Genomic DNA, 26,390 nt, shown 5'->3' with positions numbered 1-26,390 from the left:
TTTATTTTTGCATTTATTTATTAATTTTTTCTATAAATAATTATTGTTTCAAATTGAATATTTAATGTTATAAATTAACATATTAAATATATTTAATAATAGAATCACATTATTAAATTAACTTTATTTATTAATAAATTATAAATAATTAAATTTTAGAATAAAAAAATATTAATTATTAATAAATTAGATATTTTATTGATTTTTAATTAAATTATTAATTAGCTTTCATTTAAATTATAAATGTTTATTATATTTTTAATTCATTTTTTAAATAAAAAAATACCACTTGCTAGTGGTATTTTGGTTGAAAGGCGATCTAATTTCAATCTATAAACATGCTTTTTGATCGATTTTAGCTTTTATTTGCTGTGCGTGAATTAATTGCAAACTGACGGCGTCCACCTGGTCTTGGTACTAAGTCACCCAACATAATCTCATAACCACCGTCGACAACTAATTCAGTACCATTAGAATAATCTGAACGTTTACTGGCCAAATATAAAACAGCATTAGCGATATCAATTGTTTCACCAATACGATGGCTTGCAATCATTCGCGTACGACCTTCTTCTACTTCTTTATCTTCATAGAATTTTTTCGATAATGGTGTTTTAACAAAACAAGGGCAAACAGCATTACTACGTATACCAAATTGTCCCCATTCAGCGGCAATTTGCTTTGATAGCATTGAAATAGCAGCTTTTGTAGGGCTATATGCGCCACTATAGGTTTCAGGTGTATGCGAAGCAACCGTTGAGATATGTACCATGCGACCTGATTTCTGTTCGATCATCATACGACCAAAACGTTGAGACATTAGGAAATAACCTGTCATGTTGACATTAATGGTTAGTTGCCATTCATCAAGTGGTAAATCTTCTAATGGACAGAATTTTAAAATTGCCGCAGTATTGACTAAAACATCACAGCGACCAAATTGTTTTTTGACTAAAGCAACGGCATCGTCAACACTTTTTTCATCAGTTGTGTTACAAGCCAAACCTATCGCTTTAATACCATACTCTTTGGCTAATTCAGTGGCATAATCTTGGCATTTGGTTTCATCAAGATCGATGAGTACTAAATTTGCTTTTTGTTTGGCAAATTCTCGGCAAATTTCTGCACCCATGCCACCAACAGCACCTGTGATAACACAGACATCACCTTCTAAACCTAACCAATTGTTATTCATACAGACTCCTAATATTATTTTTATATTAATCGCTAATTATTTACGATTAATCTTTGCAACTTAATAGTTTATATTTTTGACTTTCAATAATTTAACTTGTACTCAATTTGAGTTTTTATAAGAAAATTATAATTTTCAAGCTAAACTTTTATGTAATATATTTAAAATGTATCTCAGGTCTTTTACATCAAGTTGACCAGGTGCAGATGCATTTTTTGCTGCGCCAAATGTGAGGTCAGAACCAAAAGTTTCGCCTGCAACACGACTAATCGCACCTTTTCCTGCCATTGACATAGTAATTAGTGGTGTATGCGCATATTTGTCTTTCATTACCGCTGTTGCAGCAAGTAAGTTAATTACATCTTCACGTGAACGCGGCATTACAGCGATTTTTGGAATATCTACGCCAAGATCCTGCATTTTGCGTAATCTTGCTATAATTTCCTCTTTTGGTGGTGTTTTATCAAAATCATGGTTTGAGGCAATAACTAAAACCTTATTTTGATGAGCTAGCTCGACAATTTCTTCTACATATTTGTCGCCAGTGAAAACTTCAATATCAACAAGATTGATCAATCCACTTTTAATCATTTGTTTATTTAAATTAATATAAAATTCCACTGAAGCAGGATAAACGCCTCCTTCATTAGCGGTACGAAATGTGAATAAAATTGGTTTGTGACCAATGATTGAGTTTAATTTGTTTGCTGTTTGTTTTACTTTTTCAATATCATAAACATGTTGAAAATGATCAACTCGCCATTCGACCATATCAAAGTCGATTTGAGTCAAAAATTCAGCTTCATTTACTAATTCTTGTTCTGTTTTACCCACAATTGGAACGATAATTTTAGGCGCTCCAACACCAATATCTAAATTTTTCACGGTAATTTTTGTCATCTGGTCACCAATTAATTTATTTTTATCCTCTCGATCAAAATTGTGAAAAGGATAATTGATACAGATATAAATATTTATATTAATTACAATAGGTTAAATAAATATTAGTCATTAAAACCCATTTTTTCTTTAACATAATCAATAGGGGCATCTTGTCCAGTCCAAATTTTAATTTGTGCATGACCTTGCCATAACATCATTCCGATACCGTTTAATATTTTACAGCCTTGTGCTTCGGCTATTTCTAGTAATTTAGTTTTACGCGGACTATAAATACAATCGGTTACCACAAGATCTTTTCTTAGCATACTAGGATCGGTTATTAAACTTTGCCCTTCTAAAGGCTTCATACCCACACCTGTTGCATTACATAATACTGCACTTTCAGCGATTTCTTGACGCAATTTGGCTTTATCTGCTAGATCATAGACGGTTGCTTTACAATTTGTTTTATCATTGATTCTTTTAGCTATTTCTACAATTTTCTCAAAGCATTCGTCTTGTTGATTGAAAATAGAAATCTCTTTAACACCATCTAGAGCGGCTTGTACGGCAATAGCACTTGCAGCGCCACCACCTCCAAGTAATGTCATTTTTTTTCCAATAATATCAACGTTGGCCTCTTTTAATGAGCGCATGTATCCCATACCATCAGTGTTATAGCCTGTTAGTACACCATCATCATTAGAGATGGTATTACATGCTCCAATAAGCTCAACTGCTGGAGTTAATTTATCTAAATATTGGCATACAAGTTGTTTATTCGGCATTGATACTGCACTACCGCGTAAACCTAATGCTCGTAAACCTTTTATAGCATCAGGTAATTTTTCTTGTGTCACTTCAAAAGCTAAATAGACGTAAGGAACGTCTAGTTTAGAATAGATAATATTTTGCATTTTCGGTGATAAGCTGTGTCGAATTGGATATGCCATTAGTCCAATTAATAAAAAATGACCATCAATATTTGCTCTCATACGTCTCTCCAATTTTTAATCATTAAGTTCAGCTACTTGTTTAAGTAATTTTTTTGTATCTTCTAAATACATTTTTGCACGTTCAATTGGAGAATGACTCAATGCAAACTCATCATTACAACATTCAATTGAAATTGGCATTTCTGGTAAAGCTTTTAATAATGAAACTAAATCAATTCCACCACGTCCCGGTGATAAGCGATAATTTCTCGCTTGGTAAAGTAATCCTTCAGTATCTTTAGGTTTTTCTTTAGTTCCATCGCATAATTGCATATAACGCCAGCAATCCTTAGGTACATTTTTCAAGTCATCCAGAGTATTAGCGCCTCGATCAAAATGTAATGGATCAATAATCATACCTTGGTTATTTTGGTTTGCTGCTTTAAGTAGTTCTACACCTGAATTGACCGTTGGAATATCAGTCCAAGGCATTGGTTCAATATTGATTGCGATACCTAATGGTGCGGCAATTTCACATAATTGTGCAAAATTATCAGCTAAACGATTTCTATCGGGATCATTACCTGCTAATAATACTTGACTAGCACCTAAACGAGCCCCGGTTTCTAATACAGGTAAAAAATTGATGACACGTGTATCTGGTTTAAGTCGGAAAATTTCAATATCTAACACTTTGATACCAGTCTCTTTTAAACGCCTCTCTACTTCTCTGATTAGTGGTGTATCGCCGACTGTCGCATAAACAGGCTCAGTAGGTGTGGCTGGAATAAGTCTTAAACCAACATGGGTATATCCAGCTTCAGCTGCCACAATGACTTGATTTGCTGGAGATACATCTAATACTGTCAAGGCAGCAAGCCCAATAGGACGTTCAATTGCCATACAATCCTCCTGAAATTTTAAAAAATTTATCTGAAATTAAAAAAATAAGTTGCTAATAATGTAAAACAATAAAATAATTTTATCTATAGATTTTGTTATTTTAATTTATTTTTTTAATAAATTTATTCATAATAAGCCAAATAATCATAAAAATTATTTAAGAATAATTATTAATTTAAATAGCAAAAATGAACATATTGTTATGATTTATAAATAAAAATAATGAATATGAATTTGATGCTAATAGATTTGATATAAATTAAATGACCTGTAAATAAAAAAATATGATCAAAAAAATTTAGCCGATTTTAATAATTGGAATGAAATACAAAATTAAATTATTTAACAAAGGATGCATTATGAAAAATAAATATATTCCTACCTCGATATGCTTATATATAAACTATTTTGTTCATGGTATGGGAGCAATCATTCTCGCCCAAAATATGGATTATTTGGCTAATCAATTAAATACCGACAGTGCGGGAATTGCTTATGTGATCTCTGGTTTGGGGATTGGACGATTAATTGTTTTGTTTGTTATGGGCGCATTATCAGATAAATTTGGTCGTAAACCTTTCGTTTTTTTAGGCGGTTTATTTTATATAGGATTTTTGCTTGGCATTCTGATTAGTCCTAATCTAGAAGTTGCATTTTTATTTGCTATTTTAGGTGGTATTGCTAACTCAACACTGGATGCGGGTACTTATCCTGCATTGATGGAATCATTTCCTAAGGCAACAGGTACAGCATCAATTTTAACTAAAGCAGCCATTGCTGGTGGGCAATTTGTATTACCGATTGTGATGACCATGATTATCGCTTTTAAAGCTTATTATGGTTGGTCATTCTTATTCTGTGTTGCTATATTAGCCCTTAATGCTTTAGCTGTATTAAAAATGCCATTTCCAAATCATAAACAACCAGCAGCAGAAGAAATTGCAGATGAATCAATTGAGAAAGAGACAAAACCATTACCAAAATTAAAACAAAAAGCAAACTTTTGGATCGAAGGTATTTGCTTTATTATTATTGGTTATACATCAACCGCAACATTTTATTTAGTGTCAATTTGGTTACCTAAATTTTCTGAATCAGTTGCAATGATGAGTCCTTCTGCATCGGCTCAAACTATAAGTTATTATGCAATGGGTACATTAACAAGTGTGATTCTAACTTCAATATTAGTTAAAAGCTTGATTCGCCCTGTATATATTGTGTTTGTTTATCCTTGTTTATCAGCAATTATGCTGTTTGTTTTATTCTTATTCCCTTCACCAATGTTATGTATGGCGGGTGGTTTTATCTTAGGATTTACAGCCGCAGGTGGCGTTCTTCAATTAGCTTTAACAACAATGTCAGAATTTTATCCGGAAGGTAAAGGTAAAGTTCTTGGTATTTTCTTCACCTCGTCTAGTTTAGCAACGTTCTCTATACCGGTTATTACTGGGATTATTTCAAAATCCAGTATCGCTAATATCATTTTATTAGATGCATTTATTGCTGTATTAGGAACAGTTTTAGCATCGGTAATTATTGCTAGATATCATAAGATTTTTGAACTACCGAATCATAAACTAAATTAAGTAATTATTATCAAAAATAATTCACAAATAATAAGCCACAAGAGTGATAAATTTCTTTTGTGGCTAATCATTTTGAACTGTCCAAACATAATCTATTAAATAACATTATATAAATATACAATTTAATAGAGGATTCATATCGATAACATAACAAAACCAAATGTTAAAATAATAATGCAATGTATTGATGTACAATTGAGAAGAAAGTATCTTTTATGTCTTTAACTGTGATGTAATTGTTGCTCTAAGAAATTATACCAAGAGCCATAAGCTTTTTTTTAAATCGAGTGTTAATTCAAGAAAAGTATGAATATTCCATAAATTATCTAATAAGATTGACATAAAAAATAGGAACCTATTTTGGCATGTGAGCTATCAATAGCCCTGAAATCGGGATGGATACGATTAGAAAGTATCCTTAGCATTATTGTCGATACTAGATAGCTACCTAAAAAAGCATTATTTATAATAATTAAAAAGTGAGTAACGATTATATTAATTATTTCGCAATGAATTGATTATGAATGTTAAAGCATCTTATTACAATAAGACGCTTTTTTTAATTCCCATGTGGATAGTTATCAAATTTTCTTCATATCAATGACTTTCTTGAAACGTGAATAAACAATTGTGCCTAATATTACACTTGATAGTGCAACGACAAGATCGACTAGAATTGCATAGCTAACATTTGTCATAGCTAATTTCGGTACTATTAATGGGATGACAATAAATGATAAGCCACTTAAAGTATACATTGTTCCGACTGCAAAGCCTTTACGATCAGGAAATAGCTGTTGCATAACAACTAAGGTAAGTTGTAATACACCACCTGCGGCAGTTAATCCCATACCAATTGCCGCAATTAAACTCATAGTTGGATTCAGATTAAAAAGAAAAATTAATAAAGTTAACACTGAAAGTAAAGGCAATATAATTATACAAAAAATAGGTTTTATGAATTTTTTAACAATATAGGCTGTTGTAAAAACGGAAATTATTGAAGCCGTGCTGTAATAACTGATTAACTGTTTGGCTGCCATTTGATCCATCCCTATCCCCTTTTCTGCAATTGCCGGTAACCATTGTAAAATGATCACGAAAGTTGCTGTAGTGGTAAAGCCCATAATGATTAATAAAATACCTTCAAAGAAAATATTAGGTTTACCAATAAAATAGTCATTATGACCTTCATTACCACAAATAACCGTATTTTTAGAAGGAAATTTTCTTGGCGCAAGTAGTATCAAATTAAGAATGATACAAGCAATAAAGAATAGGAAAGCATAACCGTACCACAAATGATAAGTATGAAATATAGTAACAATAAATGGTAAAACTAAGGTTCCCATTGAGATAAATGCTTTAATTAAAACGCTTGCTGTACCGGCTGATCTAGGAAAGCATTCGGTCAATGCTGGCATTGAGCCAGTATCTAAAAAAGAGTTTCCTGCACCAATAAACATTGCTAAATAAAAGGCAAAGGTTATATTGTGACAAAAAAGAATCCCACTAAAAAAGATAATATAACAAAACATTCCCATTAAAATAAATGGTTTACGACCAAACTTATCGGATAATATGCCACCGACAAACATCAACAATATTTTGCCAAATCCTATTCCAGAAGCCACAAAACCGACACCAACTAGGTCAGTGTTAAGTTGAGCCGATATTTCTTCAGAAAATTGCATAATTACTATTAAAGCAATACTTTCAATTATGTAATTAGCATAAATAGATCCTGCTATCGAATAAGGGCTGTTAATATTATTGTTCATCAGTTAATATTCCATTATAAATTTAAAACACTACAAAACTAACTGATTTAATATTAGCGGTAAACGTGCCGGAATAAAAGAAAAATAACCTAACAAATAGTATTATTAATTAATTGTAGTTAATAAAGAATAAGTTATTTATATAATTATGTTAGATTAGAATAAATGGAGGATCATCATTTTGAATGATGATAAAAACTTCATAATGTAAAAAAGTACAAATTCATTAATCAATATTGAGTACTTCTAGAAACTGTCCTAATATTTGCATCTCCTGACAATCTACATTTATAACATGACTTGCAGAATCCATATAGAGATGATGACGTTCTTCAAGTATTTTTTCCATCTCATCAACAATTGATAATCCTGTTAATGAAGGACGTTGTGCCATATTAGGATCTTTCATTAATCTTTCCGCAAGAATCTTTGCAGGAGCAGATAAGAAGAATACAATACCCATTTTTTGCATATGTAGACGATTTTGGTCAGCTAAAATCATTCCACCACCTGTTGCAATAACTCGACACGGCTGTGTGACGTCTTTTAAAACTTGGCTTTCTTGCTTTCTAAAACCTTCCCAACCCTCTTTTTCAACTATTTCAGCAACGGTCCTTTGGGTACTTTCATATAGGTAAACATCTGTATCAACAAATGAGTAATTTAACTTTTCAGCAAGTAAGCGCCCCATTGTTGTTTTTCCTGACGCTCGAGCTCCAACGAGAAAGATTGTTTTATTCATTTTTATAATCTCACATCAATAACATAATACACTTATATGTTATTCTTAATATACATAAATGCAACAAATATTTACACAAAGTTAAATTATTTTATAAATTGCAAATATATCAAAACATTAAATAAAAGATATATGTAAATATTTTTTTACAGATAAAATTATTTTATGAAGAATTGTTTGCGATACATTTGAAATAAGAAATAATCTTAGCTTTCAATATCCAAAAAAAGAAATTAATTAAATTAAGGGGGTAATTTAGTTATGAGAATTGATTTATAGAATAGGATTTTTTAGCAATAAGAGAGAAAACAATATGTAATCTATTATTATTAAATAGAATATCACTATTAATGTTATTCTAAAAAATAATGTGTTATAGATTACACATCTAAAATTTTAAAAACCATTTTTCTGATAAACATCATCAGGATTTGGACCTGTTCTAAAGTCTTCATTTAAACTATCAATTTGCTGCATTTCGGTGTCAGTTAATTCAAAATCAAAAATTTGCATATTTTCAGCTATACGCAGAGGGTTAACCGATTTAGGAATGACAATAAGATCTTTTTGAACATGCCAACGTAACGTTACTTGTGAAGATGATTTTTGATATTTTTGACCGATATTTATCAATAATGGTTCTTCAACAACACGACCACGAGCCAAAGGACTCCATGCTTCAATCGCAATTTGTTCTTTGTTTAAATATTCTATTAATTCTTTTTGTACTAAATAAGGGTGAATCTCAATTTGATTAATCATAGGTTTAATATTTGCACGAGTTTTCAACAATTCAAAATGGGATTGATGAAAGTTACAAACGCCAATTGCGCGAACCATTTTAGTTTCATATAGTTGTTCAATGGCTTTCCAAGTATCAAAGAAATGATTTTTCAATGGCCAATGGACTAGGAAAAGATCTAAATAATCCGTTTGTAAATCTTTTAAGGATTGTTCGAAAGATTTTAACGTCTGCTCATAACCTTGATTAAGATTACTTACTTTAGTCGTTAGAAATAATTCTTGCCTTGCAACACCTGAATTAACAAAAGCTTCACCAAGTATTTTTTCGTTATTATAAAGCTGGGCAGTATCAAATGAACGATAACCATTATTTAAGGCTGTCATGATAGCGTTATTAGCTTCCTGTTGTTCAACAATTTTAAAAGTACCGAAACCTAACTGTTCGATTGATACACTATTGCTTAAGCTAATTTTTTTAATTAAAGATGTCATTTTTTTCTCATCAAATTATTCTAGCTATAAAAATTAATCAATTTTTAAAACAAAATATGTTGTTTTAAGTTTTTTATTTAACAAATATATTTAAATTATCTATGTAAAGAACAACATTTATTAAATAATTAAATGAATAGTAGCACAAAATTAATTATTAAAAAAACTATCTCCACAGTATTGGGTTAAAAATCGATAAAATTTTTGAGCGACAGGCATTAGGGGTCTATTTTTAACCGTCGCCACATAGATGTCTCGTTTTTGGCGATTTTTATTCATCGGTATTAATGAAACATTAGCATCTTCAGGAACAGATACATTAATCATCATACCAATACCATAATTAATAGATACTAAACCAATCATTGCATTTTCACTTTCAACCCGACTAACAACATTAGTTAATTTGACACCTGATTCACTAATGATATTATCCAAATAACCTTTCATTCCACTACGTTCGGTATATAAAATTACCGGTTCATTAGCTATATCTTTTAAGTCCAGTTTTTTTCGCTTAGATAATGGGTGCTCATTAGAAATAATAAATACAATTTCTTGCTTAGCTAAACGAGTGAATTCTATTTCTGGGTCATCATGCAAATAGGAACATAACCCGATATCATAACGTTTGCTTTTAAGTTCTTGAACAATATTTGCACTCAAATCTTCATAAAAAGAAAATGAAATATTTTTATATTCAGGTAAGCTAGTAAATGCTTTTATAATTTTTGGTATATATCCCATACTTAATGAATAAACAAAAGCTAATCGAATATGCCCATGCGATATGCTAGTTAATTCTTTAATAAATTGTTCACCTTCATTTAGTGATTGTAATGCTTGATTAACGTAGATGAGATACTGTTCGCCTTCTTTAGTTAGTTCTACATTACGTCCTTTCTTTTGAAATAACTTGATACCAACCTCTTTCTCTAATTCTGCAATCGCATGACTAAGACTTGGTTGACTAATGGAAAAATATTCTGAAGTATAAGTGTAGTGTTGATTTTTAGCGAGTATCTGAAAGTATTTAAGTTGTTTGATATTCATGAGTGAATTACTCTCTAATCAATGATTTATTTGTATTATAAAATATTTATTACTAAAATGGAAAAAATAGGATTTCTAAAATTAAACTACTTACTCTATGATTATTAATAGTTTTACCCACAATTTAAATTATAAACAGTAAAACATTGTAATATAATAGAAAGAGGCGTAGAAAAAATCCAACCCCTCAATAATAACAGATTTTTTTGATAACCCGCTTTATTCTAAGAAAGTATTTAACTTTATAAAAATGAATCAAACCAACTGATACCTAACTATCACGCGGCTTTTTATTTAAATGTAAAAAAGTTAGTTAAGTTAGATAAAAAATCTCTTAAAATTAGAATCATCAACGAACTTTGTTTCGATTAATCTTCTTAAAAGTAAAAACAATTCTTTATAATCTAAATAAACTGTCTTCATATATAAAACATTTCAGTTTTAATAATAAAATGGATTTAGAATTAACATTGAAACGGTATAGACTCCTGAATAATTTTTACAAAAAAACATATAATGCTTTAATCTCTAAATTATATTTTTTCTTTTTAATCATTTATGTACTCTCGTTGATTTTCTTTCGGTATCCCCCCTTAAACAACGTGACAAAACTATATCGATAGAGAGTACTTATACAACAAAAAAAAGAAAGGCATAGTTTAGATATTGAACCATTAAATGTATTTTTGCACAAAGCTAGCCGATGGTTAAATTTAGAATATGATGCTAACCAATCGCTTATCGTCACTCATCATTATGCCAAACATAATCCAGAACAGGTTTTAGCTCCTTTGGCTGAGGCTACAGCAAAGCTAATTGCGCAAGAAGATTTTAGTTTAGTAAAACACTGCGAGCACAAAGACTGTGTGCTGTGGTTCTACGATAAGACAAAAGCCCATAAAAGACGTTGGTGTAGCATGAAAAATTGATTTTAGAAGATTATAGAAAGTGTTATCGGCGTGATAAACGCACTTGAATTTTATAAAAATTTGAATGTATCATATTAATTATTTTTGATTTATGGCGTTGCTAACCAATTGGACTAGTTTTTAGTAGTTCTTAAAGAATCTTGTAGACAACTATGCCACGAGTGGCATTCTGACAATCTTTTTAATAATCCTCAATCAGTTATTTTATGAGACATAAACTATTTGTTGGTAAGTTGTTTATTAGTATTTTAAGTAAAAAAATCAAGTTTTTAAATACAATTTAGATAAATCGAATTCCTCCACCCAAATAGTAAATAATAAGATGGTTGTAAGATAAATGCTTTTAATAGTACTTAAAAAGAATATCGAATAATTTTCAGATAATTCTTTTAATCACTCATTTTCAAAATAATCAATAATAGCTTGATTTATAGCATTTTTCTTCAAATTCTTCTGCCAAACAAGATATATATTAATGCTTAATTTCATACTTTGACTATTAATTAATTTTTTATATACCACGCCATCAACTTTTGCTTGAGTCATTGATTGAGGCAAAAGCATCATAGCTTTACCTAACGATACCTCAAGTAGCATTGATAGATTATCCGGAAGCTCCGGACGACGAATAAGAGGTAAATTTAGTGTTTTAAACACTAGCTCACATTGCTTATGAAATATAGGATTTAAATATGGTTTAAACCAGAAGAGAGGTAAATCAGTTACATCATTAAGATCGACTTTTTCTTGTTCACTACATTTATGGCTGTTAGGTAAAACTAATATCATCGGTTCTTTGTATACTAATAAATTGTTTTCAATTTGCTCTCCCGTTTGGTAATCAGAAACTAAGGCAAAATCGATGTTTTCTTTTTTTAGTTCAAATAGAAGTTCTTTGGATGTATAATTATGTTTATAAATTTCTATTTCATCACAAAAATTAGAGAAAAACATATCAAAATATGGAATGAAGTCAAAACAAAGGGTTTTAGTTGTACCGAAAATAACCTTCTCAATATTGCTTGATTTAATTGATCTAACGGTTGAGCAAAGTTCATTTAATAAAAATGTAGCTTTTATTTTAAAATCTTCTCCTTCTTTTGTTAAAACAACTTTATGTGAATTTCGTAAAAATAATGTTTGTTCCAATTTTTCTTCTAAATCTCTAATTTGAATTGAAAGTGGTGGCTGGCTTACTCCCAACTTTTCAGCCGCTCCTCTAAAACTTTTCGCCTCACAAACAGCCACAAAATACTGTAACTGTTTAATTGTAGGCAATCCTTTGCTATAAATGTTCACGATATATAAAACTCCTAAAAATTTGCTTCAATATAACCTTCAATATACTCTTTAAATACTATAACCCAATTCGGTATATAATTTTTACCTTAAAATTGTAAATATGGGGCTGAAACTACCTACCCTGTCTGATAAAACTTGCTTCAATTCATTACTAGATATGCTTTCTTCAATAAACTTTGATGGAACGAAGCACATCGCCTCCTATTGTCAGCAATTTCAATAATAAGATCTGTATCATCGATAATCAAATATGGATTTACATAAACTTCATTAGGTTGTAACGTACTTATATTCGTTGATATTCAATTTATATTATCATTTGCATTGATTAAATTTTTATTCAATATCGATAAAGTTAGAATTGCATCCGATTTTTTGAAGAATTCTTCAGATGGACATAATATATTTTTTGACACCAGCAATTTTTTTGCTACCCAATCACTTTCAATTAGATTTCCAACACAAATAGCTATATCAATATTCTAATAGATAAGTCAACTATTCGATTTGTTCCCATTAAATCTATTTTTATTCTAGGTATTCTTTAATAAACGAAAAAATATATTTACCAACACTCTGATGATTTTAACTTATTTATAAAGTTACTTTTATGATTAGTGATAATTTATGATGATAATCCTCTAAATCTTAATTAGTTAGAAAACTCTTCAACTAAATTAGTTAACCTATCATTTTTTCTTAACATTATTAGGAAGATCTGTTTGATAATTCTATCCCTTAAGCATCCACCAATTATTTTTTTAAATTGAGTTAAATTTCTGCTTATTGCTGAGGATCGTATTAATAGTCTGTTGGATGCTTTAACAAAATTATCGTCTTTAATTATGATAATAAAAATTTTTTAGTCATCAATTTATTGTGTCATTTTTGAAATTTCATTTTTTTTATCATCATACCATAAATACATTATAAACAAACTTAACAAAATTTATTTATTTTTTTGATAATTATTAAATTTATTAAAAACTGTTTTACCTTTGATATTAATTTCATATCGCAAAATAAGTATTTCTGTATTCCTATTTTTTTGTTTACAGTTTTCAACTATTACATAAATAACTAACAATTAAAGGAGAAAGTTATGACATCACAATACTTATTAGTAAATCATTATCCAGTAATGGAAGGAAAAGAGAAGGAGATTCAGGATCTAGCCGAGAAAAATTCAAAGGCTCTTCCTGAAGTAAGTAGTTTCTATATTTCTCAAGATGAAGGCGAGTTAATTGAATTCATTAGTTTAAGTTCACTAAATGAACTGGCTAAATATGAAAACAATTTAGCTTCAGCCTTCACCGATTACGCTAATTATCTCTGTGGAGATATTAAACGAGAACTACTTACTTATGTCGAAAGCCCTATTAGTTCAAGTACGGCAGTTCCACAAACTAAATATGTTCAACTTCGCCATGTTGAAGTCTTACCTACTGCATATCAGCGTTATCTGAAATGGCGAAATGAAACAATTTTTGAGGTAGTTCGTAATAATTCAACCACAATTGAATCATTTGACGCCTACCATTCACTTATTAGCCAGATTCCAGGTGTAATGTTTATTTCATGTTTTAACGGCTCAGTTGAAACTTATCTTAAACCATTTACCGATGATAATTATAAAAACATTGTTACTCAAGCTGGAGATAGTTATATCACTGGAGGTAATGAAGGTCTTTACACTAAAATCTACAAAAAATTAGGGATGTAATATATATTTTAATTATAAATTATAAGAAGTTATAAGAAGTTAAAATAAATTATTATAAAGATGTTATAAGGAGAAATGTTGTGAAAAAATTAGTAGTTGTTGGTGATAAATTCGGTGAGTTTGCAAAATTAAATGGGACAATCACTCAAACCCAGCTTTCCATGTTGACTCAAATACCAGCAAAAATATTCACTAAGAAAAATTATTTAGTTCCAGGACAGGGATGTAAAAGAGATGAGGTCAGTCGTTTTGTTAAAGATATCGAGAATTCTGAACATTTAGATATGTCTTCACTCATTTCATTTTATGGATGTGAAGTTTTACCAAATAAGTATACTCATCAAATCAATATTCATAATGTTTTGATTGGTCAAGCTAAACAACTAAATGATACTCTATTTGAATTACCATTCATTCTTGACGAAAGAAATATGCTGATGGGGGATCATCAGACAGGTAGACACGTTCAAGGCATGATTATAACAGAAGCTTTTAGACAAACTTTTATTGCAATAACAGAAGAATTTTACCTTAATGATGACAATAACCAAGATAAATATTTTGTCATTAACGGAATGAATATTCAGTTTGAAAACTTTTTATTTCCTTTACCTGCACAAATTTATTTTGAGCTTATCAACATTGATAAGAATAATTATCGAACCAAAGTAAAAGCGAAAATAACTATAAATCAGGCTAACAAAGTTTGTGCCACTATGAATACTGATTTCGCAGTATATCCTGTTAATGATCTTTCAAAAAAAGAAGCAGTGTTAGCAAATGAAGCACTGAACTCATACTTGACAGATTCTCTCAACAATGTTGCATAGGGAAGGAAATATCAATGTCTAAGTTTCAATTAACACCAACAACGCAAGGACCTTTATATCCACCATCAGAGATCGTGGATAAAAATGGTGACTTTGTTGTTGTTGGAAACATTATTAGGGAGGACAAAGCCATTTCATGGGGAATGGCTATTGTCTCAAAGAATAGCACTGTCCCTAAATTTGGAGAAATATCCGCTTATTCAGTTAAGGAAGAGTTGAATGACATTAGTGAAGAAAAACTGTCAGAAATAGAATTATTTACATTACCATTACCACTTCCTTTAAATAATTACCCGATGGTATTTGCACCTGAGCAATGTGCCAATGCTGCACAGATACATCGTCCAAGCCTCCCATTAAATAAGGGTTACATTTATGACTATCGAGAAAGTGATGGGCGTAGAAAATTACCAAAGATTGTACTAAGCGATTGGCTTAAAGCAGAAGGCAGTGTTGAAATTAATACTGATGGTTTCTCGGCCAGATTTGATTTTAGTTTTAAAAATTTAGTTCCAAATAGTCTTTACACCGTGATGAGTTTAAGAGAAAAAGATCTTGATCCAAATGAGTTAACTCGACCTGGTCCATTAGGGATACCCAACGTTTTTATAACAGATGAAAAAGGAAATGGTAACTATTTTGCTATTTTAGATAATCCATTTCCGAAACATGATGAAAACAGCAATCGAATCATTAACATTATTGTTTTATTCATGAGTTCTCAACAGTCATATGGTGGTGCAATTGGGTATTTTGGTTTAGGGGGAGATGTACACGCACAACTCAAATTAAGTCAAAATGATTTATTAAATTCTTTACTAACGAAACCACTACAGGAGAAATAAATGCCACATTTACACATTTTAACTTGGCCAATAAATAGTGATGAAAAAGCCAAAAAACTATTAGAAGGAATAACTAGTGTCGTACATAACACATTAGGTTGCCCACTCGATAAAATTTCTATTAGCATTCAGGAAATTTCACCGTCACGATGGTCTGATGCAGGTGTCGTAGGCACTGATCCTGATTTCGCAAATAAAAGTAGACTGAAGGAAATTAAGGATAATCATCATGAAGCAAATAAAAAGTGATTCAATAAAATTACCCGCAGCCTTTTTTGATGTTGATGACACACTAATAACAATCAAGAGTATGTTTGATTTTTTTGAATATTTCTGTGAAAAGAAAAAGTTAAACAGTTTGAAAATTAAATTTGATGAAGCTTTTAAACAAGCTAGGGCCAGTAATGTACCTAGAGAAAAGCTAAATTCGATGTATTACCAATTCTTATCAGGTATATACATGGATGAACTAGTCGCAATCGGTAAAAATTGGTTTAGTAACAATGTTCTTGCAAAAGATGTATTTATAGAGAAGACAAACAGATGTTTATGTCAACATCAAGAAAAAGGAGAAAGAATAATTTTTGTCTCAGGTTCGATGCTACCCCTTTTGCAGCCTATTGCTGAACATTTCAAAATTAAAGACATTCTTTGTGTTCATCCTGTTGTTGACGAAAAAGGTGTCTTGACCGGTGAAATTAGTGGAATACAGACTATTGGAGCTGGAAAGGCTGAGGCAATGAAAGAATTTGCTTCCAAGGAAAAAATTAATTTAAACACCAGTTACAGTTATGGCGACGATATTTCAGATCTAGATATGTTGTCTTGTGTAGGTAATCCTGTATATGTTGGTAATAATCCTATCATGCTGGATCACGCTAAACGCCATAACTGGATAATTTTATAATCTTTTTAATGAAATAATAAATAAAAATACTTATGACTATGTTGGAGAAAGAATGAATATGAAAGATGTTGTTATTGTTGCAGCAAAAAGAACTGCTATTGGAGCGTTTCTCGGTGGATTTGCTAATATACCAGCTACCGAATTGGGTGCTATGTTAATTAAAAATATGTTAGAAGAGTCAAATATCCCAGTCAATGAAGTAGATCAAGTTATTATGGGACAGGTTTTAACTGCTGGATGCGGACAAAATCCAGCTAGACAGACTGCTATTAAAGCTGGTTTACCAGAAAAAGTAACTGGATTAACTGTTAATAAGGTTTGTGGTTCAGGACTTGTAGCTATCAACTTAGCTGTGCAAGCGATTAAAAATGGAGATGCCCACATGATTATTGCTGGCGGGCAAGAAAGCATGTCAATGGCTGGACATATTCTTAAGGGAGGGCGACAAGGTAAACGTTTAGGTAATTTAGAATTAGTTGACACACTTATACATGATGGATTAACTGATGCTTTCAATCAATATCATATGGGTATAACAGCCGAAAATGTTGCTGAAGAATATAATATTTCTCGTGAAGAGCAAGATAATTATGCACTATCTTCTCAAAATAAGGCGCTTAAGGCCATACAAAATAATTCTTTTTTAAACGAAATAATACCAATAAAATTAACCACCAAGAAAGGCGAATTAATTATTGATAAAGATGAAGGCCCAAGAGAAACTTCTTTAAATAAGTTATCGACACTACAACCTGTTTTTAAAAAAAATGGAGTAGTTACTGCTGGAAACGCATCATCCATAAACGATGGAGCTGCTGCAGTGATTGTATGCAGTAGAGAAAAAGCTTTATCTTTAGGATTAATTCCATTGGTTTCTATTTCTGCATTTGCCAATACAGGTATCAACCCAGCCTTTATGGGATTAGGTCCTATTAGTGCGATTCAAGCTTGTTTAAAAAAAGCATCTCTGTCAATTGATGAAATTGATCTATTCGAATGTAATGAAGCATTTGCATCACAAACCATAGCTGTACAAAAAATATTAAATTTGCCAGAAGGCAAAGTAAATGTTAATGGCGGAGCGATTGCATTAGGTCATCCAATTGGTGCCTCTGGTTGTCGCATATTGGTTTCTCTTATCCATCAATTAATATCTCGTAAACTTAATACTGGTATTGCAGCACTATGTGTCGGTGGTGGTGAAGGTGTTGCGATGAGTATTACTCGAGAGTAAAGAGGAATTTACATTATGGAATCAGCGATAATGCCAACAAAAGAGCAAAAACAGACAAAATCAAAAACAAGTGTTATGGTTTCTGCTGTACTAATTGTTCTTTTAGTTGGTTCGGTTTATATCAGCCAGCTCATTTTTCAGGAAATTTCAAAAAGCTTCAATATAGATATTCTTGAAGCACGAAATGTTTTTAGCCTATCTTGTTTTTTCTATGCAATTTCATTTTTTATTTATGGTCCATTATCAGATAGAGTCTCAACAAGATTATTAGTTCTTTTTGGTTGTATCGGAACCGTTTTTTGTCTGTGTATATCTGGGATAATCCAATCATTCAATATATATTTGTTCATTATGTCATTGATTGGTTTTTTTGCTGCATCAGTCCCCGCAGCATTATTTGCTTATACGGCTAAAAACACACCTAATGAAAAATTGCCTCAAGCAATGGGAATTATGATTTCTGCTTCTATTATAGGTATTATCTTTAGTAGAAGCGTTGTAGCCATGATGACAGATCACCAGTCTTGGCAATTTGCCTTCATTATTTATGCGTGTTTAATTATTTGTGCTTGCTTTTTTATTCCATCCGGAATAAAAAAAGCAAACAATATTACATCTAGTATTAATATTATTAACACTTATCTCTCTGCAGCTAAATTACTACTCAATAAAACGGTTATTATTTTTTTATTAGTCGGTTTTTTACTCTTTTTTGTTTATCTAGGATTATCCTCTTTTTTAACATTTTATTTAAAAGGTGAACCATTTAATCTTTCATCTACTGTTTTGGGATGGTTAAATTTTGCAGGAATGAGCGCAGTGATTGGAGCAATGATTACTGGTAAATTATCTCAATTCATGAGTAAAGAAAAACTGTTAATCATATGCTTATTATGTGTAACCATTTCAGTTGTCATGATTGGATACAGTTCAGAACTATTCTGCATAGCATTCGGTATTTTTTGTTTGTTTCTTTTTGTTTTTGGTATTCAGCCAATTGTAATTTCTATGCTTAATCAGATTGTACCAATTAATTCTAAAGGAGCTATATCTTCTTTGTACTTATTATCTTGTCTAGCTGGAGGTAGTGTTGGTACATATATGTTAGGTATTCTTTATGAAAACTTTAATTGGAATGGAGTAATTTTAACCTGCATAATTTTAAGCTTAATTAATGCAGTTTTCGCTTTGTTGGGTATTCAATTAATAAAAAAATAAAAGGAAGTTAAAATGCAAACAATTATGATCACAGGTGGTTCAGGTTCAATAGGAAAAGGTATTGCGAAGGTTCTTTTAAATGATAATTATAGAGTTATTCTAATTGGAAGGAATCCTCATAAATTATTTGCTACCCAGCAGGAATTAGAGTTGGAAACAAATAATAAAAACATTATTACTTACACAATAGATATCAGAAATGAAGTCCAAGTAGCCTCAAAATTACTTTCAATTTGGGAAAGTACTCCTATTGATGGTCTAGTTAATGCTGCAGGTTTTGGTGAGCCTATTGATTATTTTTCATCTTTGAAAAATGATTGGGATGAGTCATTTCAAAGCAAACTTTGGGGCACAATTAATATGACAAAAAATGTAGCTAAATTAATGATGGAGCATGAGATTAATGGCAAGATCATCATTATAAACGGTACATTCTGTTATGATCCAAATCCAGATTTCATCATCAATAGTACTGTAAACGCCGCACTTTCTGGTTTTGCAAAAGCTGCTTCAAAATATTTGGGTACACGTGGCATTTGCCTAAATGTTTTAAATCCATGGATTACAGAATCTGAATCTTGGCAAAAAACAGCTACTAACTTGGCTAAATTCTTTGATACAACACCAGAATCCTTAAATGAAAATTTCAAAAAAATGAATCCATTAAAAAGATTTACTGATGTTAACGATATTGGTCACGCAGTCTCTTTTTTATTAAATAAAAAAGCTAATTATATTAATGGTGCGTCGATCAATCTCGATGGAGGAGCATCAATTGGATTTTGATACATTTATGAGGAAAATACTTATTAAGAAAAAAATTCTTTTAAGCACAATTGCGTTTATATTTTTAACGTTATATGCAGGATGAGTATGGCTGAATCAACGGCGGTTTCAACATTATTTAAAGCACCTACAGGAATTGCTTTTGATAGCACTGGAACTATGTATATTAATAATTTATCAGGAAATCCTATCACTATGATAAAAGCGAATGGTGATAGAGAGGCTGTTTATTCGGGTATTTCATCACCAGTAGAGATTATGATAGCTGGGGAGGATAACATCTATGTGTCTTCATACAGTGACAATTATATTCTGAAAATAGTTGCCAATGGAAAATCTCAAAAAATATCTGATGGCTATCGTACTCCAACTGGAATCACATTTTCCAATTTAGGGCAACTACTGATAACCAATCGTTCAACAGGAGAAATCGTTTCTCTTGATTTAAAAAACGATAAGAAAACGGTAATTGAACGCGGATTATCTACACCAGTTGGTATTAGTCAACTTCCTGATAATAGTTTAATTGTTTCACAATAGAGTGGTCGCCTTACATTAATTCAACCTAATGGAGATAAAATTGAATTAGATGAAAGATTTAATTGATTAGGTGTTGGTGTTGCGGTTATTTCACCTGACATAGTTACCGTTATCGATAACGGTTCGGGGGTATGTGCGTAAAATTAATGTGAAAACAAAAGAAGTAAGAACTCTTGTTTCATCTTTACTTGGGGCAATTGCATTAACATATCATAATAATCGTTATTACATAGGAATATGGAATAACGGAATTGTATATATGTTTAATGACAATTAATTTCTTAATATATCATAATAAATTGGAATTAACTAAATGAATAAATTACCTGAACGAACATTAGGTTCAAATATTAAAGTCGGCGCCATGGGGTATGGCGCTATGGGGTTAAGTGAATTTTATGGGCCTACAAATGATCAACAGTCATTAAAACTGCTGCACTCAATTATAGATAATGGCGTGACCTTGATTGATACCGCTGATATGTATGGTCGTGGTCACAATGAATCACTCATTGCTTCATTTCTAAAACAATTAACTTCTGCCCAACGAGAAAAGTTAGTCATTGCGACTAAATGTGGTATCGATAGAAGCAATACAGTCGGATATGGACGAAATATAAATAACTCACCTGAATACATAAAATCTTGCTGTGAGGCATCACTAAAACGCCTAGACGTTGATCAAATAGATCTATTTTATATTCATAGAATTAGCGCTGAAAATCCAATTGAGGAAACGATGGAAACATTGGCAAACTTGGTCAAAGAAGGGAAAATTAAACATACAGGACTTTGTGAAGTTACTACTGACCAGTTAATTCGCGCACATTCAACATTTCCAGTCGATGTTGTCCAAACTGAATATTCACTTTGGACGAGAGATATTGAAGATAATATTTTACCATTATTAAAAGAGTTAAATATCGGTTTGGTACCTTACTCTCCACTTGGTCGAGGATTTTTGACAGGAAAATATCAATCTGAAAAAGATTTTTCAGATGGCGATTTTCGAAAAACTAATCCAAGATTTGTGGGTGATAATATTGAACAAAACAAAAGACTATTAGAAGCAATACAACCAATGACTATTAAATATAATTGTACTAGTGGACAGATTGCTTTAGCTTGGTTGATGGCTCAATGGGATAGCATTGTTCCAATTCCAGGAACAAAGCAAGAAAAATATTTGATAGAAAATGTAAATGCTTGCTTTATTAAACTTGAAGAAGAAGATATCTCGCTACTTAATGATTTGAAAAATTATATAAGCATACATGGAGATCGTTATACACCTGAAGGCATGAAAGGTATATTTTAATCAACGGTTATTTAAAAAATGAGGGCGTAAAAACCGCCCCATTACTAAAATGCTCCCCCCAAAAAATCAATATACATCAGTGGTTCGTAACGGTTTTATATGAACCTGTAACAAGGATTACACCACAAATGACAATTAATGCTCCACAGATTTGTAACAGATTAGGCACTGATTCAGTAAATAATGCTAACATCATAGTAAATACAGGTACTAAGTTGAAAAATACAGCTGTATTGGCTGCCCCGATTTCTTTAATGCCAAAATTCCAAAATAAATACGCCAGTACCGTACCACAAACGGCCATATATACTAATATTAAATGATTTTTTATTGTTATATTACTGAGTGATATAAGTAAATTGTTGTTATAAACTGTAAATAATAAGATCCCTATGGTACCAAATAACATAGTATAAGTTGTAGTTTGTAAAGGTGTCGAGTTAGATATATATTTTCTTGAACCAACAGTGTACGTCGCCCATGCGAGATTACCCAACATAATAATTAGATCGCCTGAACTGAAATTAAGCGAAATTAAATTCATTATTGAACCATTACTTACGACAATAACCACGCCAAATAAGCTAATCAGCATACCGACAGTTTGGATTAGAGTAATTTTATGTTTATCAATCATTGCCGCCAACAATGCTGTTGTTATCGGAGATGTAGCCATTATCAATGCCCCATTGATAGCTGACGTAGTTTTTAAACCAATAAAAAACGCTAAATTAAAGCCGGTTATACCTAATAAACCTAGGGCTATAAATGCAATCCAGTTCTTTTGTAGTGCCATAAGATTGCTTCGATCTTTTAATAACATGAAAATCATTATAATTATCGTTGCAATAAAAAATCTTTCGGTTGCAACAGCAAAAGGAGATGCATCCGCAACGACTGATGCGCCAGCATTAAAATTAGATCCCCAAAAAAAAGTAGAAAGAGTAACTGCTAGTAACACTAAATATCTATTGTTAGGCATGAACTCTATCTCCATAAAATGCATTAAGGATTGTCGAAAATAGATGATCTCTTTCTTGTAATAATCTAAAAGCCATTTTATTACCAATCTCACTTTCAGTACCTGCTATAAATACATTCATAATTAATATCCTTATGTTGATAGTATGATTGGGGTAAAATAATATTATTATCTCATTTATAGTACAATAAACGTATTTTGAATATAGAATTCCAAAAATGAAAAAATCAATTTCTTTAAATGACCTAAATCTTTTTATAAATGTTGTTCAGGCAGGTAGCCTTACTAAAGCTTCAGATTGACCAATAACTCTAACTAACAATGACCTATGGACATTAAGCTCAGTAAAAACAATAAACTCTACATACATAACACGGATGATGTCTATGACATCATGCAACGTATTTTACGCCGTGAAATGGTATGTCCACATATACATAGACTTTGCCGGTTTTACGGTTAAAACGTACCGGATATTCGGTAGGCCAAATAATGACTTTTGCCAATTGCATTAAACATAGAAATAATGCAAGCAAAGAAAATAGAATAAATCCTAATGAAAATGCTAATCCACTATATATATAATAAGGATTAATATCGAGAAAAAACTGTATTCCAACATAAAGGGCTAAAATAAACACTCCACATCCACTTAGTTTTACAATCATCTCTAAGGTACGACCAAATTGGTCATCAGTACGCCCTATTTCGATAAGGGTATCATTACCAAAACGAAGATTGGTTAAGTCATCGTCTTTATCTACTGGTTTAAATTTTGCTAAGTCTTTCGGATAATATTTATACCCCAATTTAAATTCTGCCATTATCTGTCCACTTTGATATCAATATTATTTTTCCTAGGGTTGTTCGTAAGGGAAAGATTTGCCGACTAAATCATACTCCTGCTCTATTTTGGCAAGCTCTTCAAGGGATTCTGCCCGTGAGGCTTTATCAATACCCTCTGGCCAGTTAAACTCAGGCGTAAAGCAATTAAATAATCGACCCAGCCAAAAGCGCCCCCTGATTTTGCCTTTATAATTCATACTTTCCATACCATTCATATAACACAGTAACCAGCGCCATTCGCTTTTATGAACGTAATTGGCATTAAACCATAAACTAAAGTAATCTATCAGGGTATCGGTTTGTCGGTCGATCACTGCCGCAAAAATCTCCTGCTGAAAGAAGCCGTGACGTGAAACCATTCCGTCAATTGATTGCCAGTCATAGACTTTTATAACCGGTTTATAAAGCTTTTTTATTTCCCTTAAGGGAAAATAATAAAGTCGTTTACTTAACATTGGTTCATATACATAAACTTTGCCGGTTTTACGGTTAAAACGTACCGGGTAGTCGGTAGGCCAAATAATGACTTTTGCTAATTGCATTAAACATAAAAATAATGCAAGCAAAGAAAATAGAATAAATCCTAATGAAAATGCTAATCCACTATATATATGATAAGGATTAATATCGAGAAAAAACAGTATTCCAAGATAAATGAAAAATATAAACACTCCACATCCACTTAGTTTTACAATCATCTCTAAAGTACGACCAAATTGGTCATCAGTGCGTCCTATTTCGATAAGGGTATCATTACCAAAACGAAGATTGGTTAAGTCATCGTCTTTATCTACTGGTTTAAATTTTGCTAAGTCTTTAGGATAATGTTTATACCCCAATTTAAATTCTGCCATTATCTGCCCACTTTGATATCAATATTATTTTTCCTAGGGTTGTTCGTAAGGGAAAGATTTGCCGACTAAATCATACTCCTGCTCTATTTTGGCAAGCTCTTCAAGGGATTCAGCCCGTGAGGCTTTATCAATACCCTCTGGCCAGTTAAATTCAGGCGCAAAGCAGTTAAATAATCGACCCAGCCAAAAGCGCCCCCTAATTTTGCCTTTGTAATTCATCCCTTCCATACCATTCATATAACACAATAACCAGCGCCATTCGCTTTTATGGACATAGTTGGCGTTATCCCATAAACTAAAGTAATCTATTAGGGTATCGGTTTGTCGGTCGATCACTGCCGCAAAAATCTCCTGCTGAAAGAAGCCGTGACGTGAAACCATTCCGTCAATTGATTGCCAGTCATAGACTTTTATAACAGGTTTATAAAGCTTTCTTATTTCCCTTAAAGGAAAATAATAAAGTCGTTTACTTAACATTGGCTCGTACACATAGACTTTGCCGGTTTTACGGTTAAAACGTACCGGGTAGTCGGCTGGCCAAATAATAACTTTTGCTAATTGCATTAGACATAAAAATAATGCAAGTAAAGAAACAATAATTACACCCAAGGAAAAGGCTCCATCACTATATATATAATAAGGATTAATATCGAGAAAAAGCTGTATTCCAGCATAAAGGGCGAAAATAAACACCCCACATCCACTTAGTTTTACAATCATCTCTAAAGTACGACCAAATTGGTCATCAGTGCGCCCTATTTCAATAAAAGTATTATTGCCAAAACGAAGATTGGTTAAGTCATCGTCTTTATCTACTGGTTTAAATTTTGCTAAGTCTTTCGGATAATGTTTATACCCTAATTTAAATTCTGCCATTATCTGTCCACTTTGATATCAATATCATTTTTCCTAGGGTTGTTCGTAAGGGAAAGATTTGCCGACTAAATCATACTCCTGCTCTATTTTGGCAAGCTCTTCAAGTGATTCTGCCCGTGAGGCTTTATCAATACCCTCTGGCCAGTTAAATTCAGGTGCAAAGCAGTTAAATAATCGACCCAGCCAAAAGCGCCCCCTGATTTTACCTTTATAATTCATCCCCTCCATACCATTCATATAACACAATAACCAGCGCCATTCGCTTTTATGGACGTAATTGGCATTAAACCATAAACTAAAGTAATCTATCAGGGTATCGGTTTGTCGGTCGATCACTGCCGCAAAAATCTCCTGCTGAAAGAAGCCGTGACGTGAAACCATTCCGTCAATTGATTGCCAGTCATAGACTTTTATAACGGGTTTATAAAGCTTTTTTATTTCCCTTAAGGGAAAATAATAAAGTCGTTTACTTAACATTGGTTCATACACATAGACTTTGCCGGTTTTACGGTTAAAACGTACCGGGTAGTCGGTAGGCCAAATAATGACTTTTGCTAATTGCATTAGAAATAAAAATAATGCAAACAACGAAACAATAATTAATCCTAAAGAAAAGGCTCCATCACTATATATATGATAAGGTCTAATATTGAGAAAAAGCTGTATTCCAATATAAAGGGCGAAAAGAAATGCCCCACATCCAGTTAGTTTTGCAATCATCTCTAAAGTACGACCAAATTGGTCATCAGTGCGTCCTATTTCAATAAAAGTATTATTGCCAAAACGAAGATTGGTTAAGTCATCGTCTTTATCTACTGGTTTAAATTTTGCTAAGTCTTTAGGATAATGTTTATACCCCAATTTAAATTCTGCCATTATCTGTTCCT

The 26,390-nt window shown here is 31.7% G+C and carries 27 protein-coding genes; 12 read left to right on the top strand and 15 right to left on the bottom strand.

Features of this window, described 5'->3' with window-relative positions:
* Positions 1–355 precede the first annotated feature (355 nt).
* The 4 genes from AC5LW9_RS07155 to AC5LW9_RS07140 form a co-directional block, all read right to left on the bottom strand.
* Positions 356–1,195, bottom strand: coding sequence for an SDR family NAD(P)-dependent oxidoreductase (locus AC5LW9_RS07155; RefSeq protein ID WP_086327737.1), 840 nt, complete (start codon positions 1,193–1,195; stop codon positions 356–358).
* 135 nt (positions 1,196–1,330) lie between these two features.
* On the bottom strand, positions 1,331–2,095 hold the full coding sequence (aroD, locus tag AC5LW9_RS07150) for a type I 3-dehydroquinate dehydratase (protein ID WP_493455504.1): 765 nt from the start codon (positions 2,093–2,095) through the stop codon (positions 1,331–1,333).
* A gap of 104 nt (positions 2,096–2,199) precedes the next feature.
* Positions 2,200–3,072, bottom strand: a complete 873-nt coding sequence (locus AC5LW9_RS07145) for a shikimate dehydrogenase (protein ID WP_086327626.1) — start codon at positions 3,070–3,072, stop codon at positions 2,200–2,202.
* A 15-nt stretch (positions 3,073–3,087) separates the two neighbouring features.
* Positions 3,088–3,915, bottom strand: a complete 828-nt coding sequence (locus AC5LW9_RS07140) for a sugar phosphate isomerase/epimerase family protein (RefSeq protein WP_334322685.1) — start codon at positions 3,913–3,915, stop codon at positions 3,088–3,090.
* A 359-nt stretch (positions 3,916–4,274) separates the two neighbouring features.
* Here AC5LW9_RS07140 and AC5LW9_RS07135 point away from each other — a divergent pair, with 359 nt between their 5' ends.
* Positions 4,275–5,501 carry an MFS transporter gene (locus AC5LW9_RS07135; protein WP_086327533.1) on the top strand — a complete coding sequence of 409 codons (1,227 nt, stop codon included), beginning with the start codon at positions 4,275–4,277 and terminating at the stop codon, positions 5,499–5,501.
* A 581-nt stretch (positions 5,502–6,082) separates the two neighbouring features.
* On the opposite strand, the gene AC5LW9_RS07130 is transcribed toward AC5LW9_RS07135, so the two are convergent.
* The 4 genes from AC5LW9_RS07130 to AC5LW9_RS07115 all read right to left on the bottom strand — a co-directional run bounded on the left by AC5LW9_RS07130 (position 6,083) and on the right by AC5LW9_RS07115 (position 10,313).
* Positions 6,083–7,282: an MFS transporter gene (locus tag AC5LW9_RS07130; protein WP_198236605.1), complete on the bottom strand. Its 1,200-nt coding sequence runs from the start codon at positions 7,280–7,282 to the stop codon at positions 6,083–6,085.
* A gap of 226 nt (positions 7,283–7,508) precedes the next feature.
* Complete coding sequence (aroL, locus tag AC5LW9_RS07125) at positions 7,509–8,024, bottom strand: shikimate kinase AroL (RefSeq protein WP_086327678.1); 516 nt, start codon at positions 8,022–8,024, stop codon at positions 7,509–7,511.
* A gap of 396 nt (positions 8,025–8,420) precedes the next feature.
* Positions 8,421–9,260 (bottom strand): aldo/keto reductase, encoded by an 840-nt coding sequence (locus AC5LW9_RS07120; protein WP_493455503.1) that lies wholly within the window; start codon positions 9,258–9,260, stop codon positions 8,421–8,423.
* 150 nt (positions 9,261–9,410) lie between these two features.
* Entirely contained in the window at positions 9,411–10,313 is a 903-nt protein-coding gene (locus AC5LW9_RS07115; RefSeq protein ID WP_086327572.1) for a LysR family transcriptional regulator, read from the bottom strand.
* A gap of 686 nt (positions 10,314–10,999) precedes the next feature.
* Between AC5LW9_RS07115 and AC5LW9_RS07110 the strand changes: the two genes are divergently transcribed.
* On the top strand, positions 11,000–11,242 hold the full coding sequence (locus tag AC5LW9_RS07110) for a CGNR zinc finger domain-containing protein (RefSeq protein WP_198228446.1): 243 nt from the start codon (positions 11,000–11,002) through the stop codon (positions 11,240–11,242).
* Positions 11,243–11,635: 393 nt separating this feature from the next.
* Here the strand turns inward: AC5LW9_RS07110 and AC5LW9_RS07105 are convergent, their stop codons facing one another.
* Positions 11,636–12,541, bottom strand: coding sequence for a LysR family transcriptional regulator (locus AC5LW9_RS07105; protein ID WP_198228448.1), 906 nt, complete (start codon positions 12,539–12,541; stop codon positions 11,636–11,638).
* 1,105 nt (positions 12,542–13,646) lie between these two features.
* Between AC5LW9_RS07105 and AC5LW9_RS07100 the strand changes: the two genes are divergently transcribed.
* From AC5LW9_RS07100 to AC5LW9_RS07055, 10 genes are all read left to right on the top strand, one after another.
* Positions 13,647–14,267 (top strand): hypothetical protein, encoded by a 621-nt coding sequence (locus tag AC5LW9_RS07100; protein ID WP_198228450.1) that lies wholly within the window; start codon positions 13,647–13,649, stop codon positions 14,265–14,267.
* Between the two features lie 80 nt (positions 14,268–14,347).
* Positions 14,348–15,097 carry an AfsA-related hotdog domain-containing protein gene (locus tag AC5LW9_RS07095; RefSeq protein ID WP_198228451.1) on the top strand — a complete coding sequence of 250 codons (750 nt, stop codon included), beginning with the start codon at positions 14,348–14,350 and terminating at the stop codon, positions 15,095–15,097.
* 14 nt (positions 15,098–15,111) lie between these two features.
* A complete protein-coding gene (locus tag AC5LW9_RS07090) occupies positions 15,112–15,942 on the top strand; it encodes a hypothetical protein (RefSeq protein WP_198228452.1) in 831 nt (276 codons plus the stop codon).
* Positions 15,943–16,191, top strand: a complete 249-nt coding sequence (locus AC5LW9_RS07085; RefSeq protein WP_198228453.1) for a tautomerase family protein — start codon at positions 15,943–15,945, stop codon at positions 16,189–16,191. It abuts the gene before it with no gap.
* Positions 16,172–16,849, top strand: a complete 678-nt coding sequence (locus tag AC5LW9_RS07080) for an HAD family hydrolase (protein WP_198228454.1) — start codon at positions 16,172–16,174, stop codon at positions 16,847–16,849. The genes AC5LW9_RS07085 and AC5LW9_RS07080 overlap by 20 nt, the downstream gene beginning before the upstream one ends.
* Before the next feature lie 58 nt (positions 16,850–16,907).
* Entirely contained in the window at positions 16,908–18,083 is a 1,176-nt protein-coding gene (locus tag AC5LW9_RS07075; protein ID WP_198228472.1) for an acetyl-CoA C-acetyltransferase, read from the top strand.
* Positions 18,084–18,098: 15 nt separating this feature from the next.
* Positions 18,099–19,301, top strand: coding sequence for an MFS transporter (locus AC5LW9_RS07070; protein WP_198228455.1), 1,203 nt, complete (start codon positions 18,099–18,101; stop codon positions 19,299–19,301).
* Positions 19,302–19,313: 12 nt separating this feature from the next.
* Positions 19,314–20,087, top strand: a complete 774-nt coding sequence (locus tag AC5LW9_RS07065; RefSeq protein WP_198236598.1) for an SDR family oxidoreductase — start codon at positions 19,314–19,316, stop codon at positions 20,085–20,087.
* An 87-nt stretch (positions 20,088–20,174) separates the two neighbouring features.
* Entirely contained in the window at positions 20,175–20,627 is a 453-nt protein-coding gene (locus AC5LW9_RS07060; protein ID WP_493455502.1) for an NHL repeat-containing protein, read from the top strand.
* 313 nt (positions 20,628–20,940) lie between these two features.
* Entirely contained in the window at positions 20,941–21,945 is a 1,005-nt protein-coding gene (locus tag AC5LW9_RS07055; RefSeq protein WP_493453901.1) for an aldo/keto reductase, read from the top strand.
* A 76-nt stretch (positions 21,946–22,021) separates the two neighbouring features.
* Here the strand turns inward: AC5LW9_RS07055 and AC5LW9_RS07050 are convergent, their stop codons facing one another.
* The 6 genes from AC5LW9_RS07050 to AC5LW9_RS07025 all read right to left on the bottom strand — a co-directional run bounded on the left by AC5LW9_RS07050 (position 22,022) and on the right by AC5LW9_RS07025 (position 26,379).
* A complete protein-coding gene (locus AC5LW9_RS07050) occupies positions 22,022–22,927 on the bottom strand; it encodes a DMT family transporter (protein ID WP_198228462.1) in 906 nt (301 codons plus the stop codon).
* Complete coding sequence (locus AC5LW9_RS07045) at positions 22,920–23,048, bottom strand: hypothetical protein (RefSeq protein ID WP_255519203.1); 129 nt, start codon at positions 23,046–23,048, stop codon at positions 22,920–22,922. The genes AC5LW9_RS07050 and AC5LW9_RS07045 overlap by 8 nt, the downstream gene beginning before the upstream one ends.
* Positions 23,049–23,319: 271 nt before the next feature.
* Positions 23,320–23,751, bottom strand: coding sequence for a DUF6708 domain-containing protein (locus AC5LW9_RS07040; protein ID WP_493455501.1), 432 nt, complete (start codon positions 23,749–23,751; stop codon positions 23,320–23,322).
* A 33-nt stretch (positions 23,752–23,784) separates the two neighbouring features.
* Positions 23,785–24,627, bottom strand: a complete 843-nt coding sequence (locus tag AC5LW9_RS07035) for a DUF6708 domain-containing protein (protein WP_493455500.1) — start codon at positions 24,625–24,627, stop codon at positions 23,785–23,787.
* A 33-nt stretch (positions 24,628–24,660) separates the two neighbouring features.
* Positions 24,661–25,503, bottom strand: coding sequence for a DUF6708 domain-containing protein (locus tag AC5LW9_RS07030; protein WP_493455499.1), 843 nt, complete (start codon positions 25,501–25,503; stop codon positions 24,661–24,663).
* Between the two features lie 33 nt (positions 25,504–25,536).
* Positions 25,537–26,379 (bottom strand): DUF6708 domain-containing protein, encoded by an 843-nt coding sequence (locus AC5LW9_RS07025; protein ID WP_493455498.1) that lies wholly within the window; start codon positions 26,377–26,379, stop codon positions 25,537–25,539.
* Between the last annotated feature and the right edge of the window lie 11 nt (positions 26,380–26,390).

This window comes from Gilliamella sp. LMG 34360 (assembly GCF_984568995.1).
The sequence above is the reverse complement of the archived record's forward strand: the minus strand, read 5'-3'. Positions and strand labels throughout refer to the sequence as shown.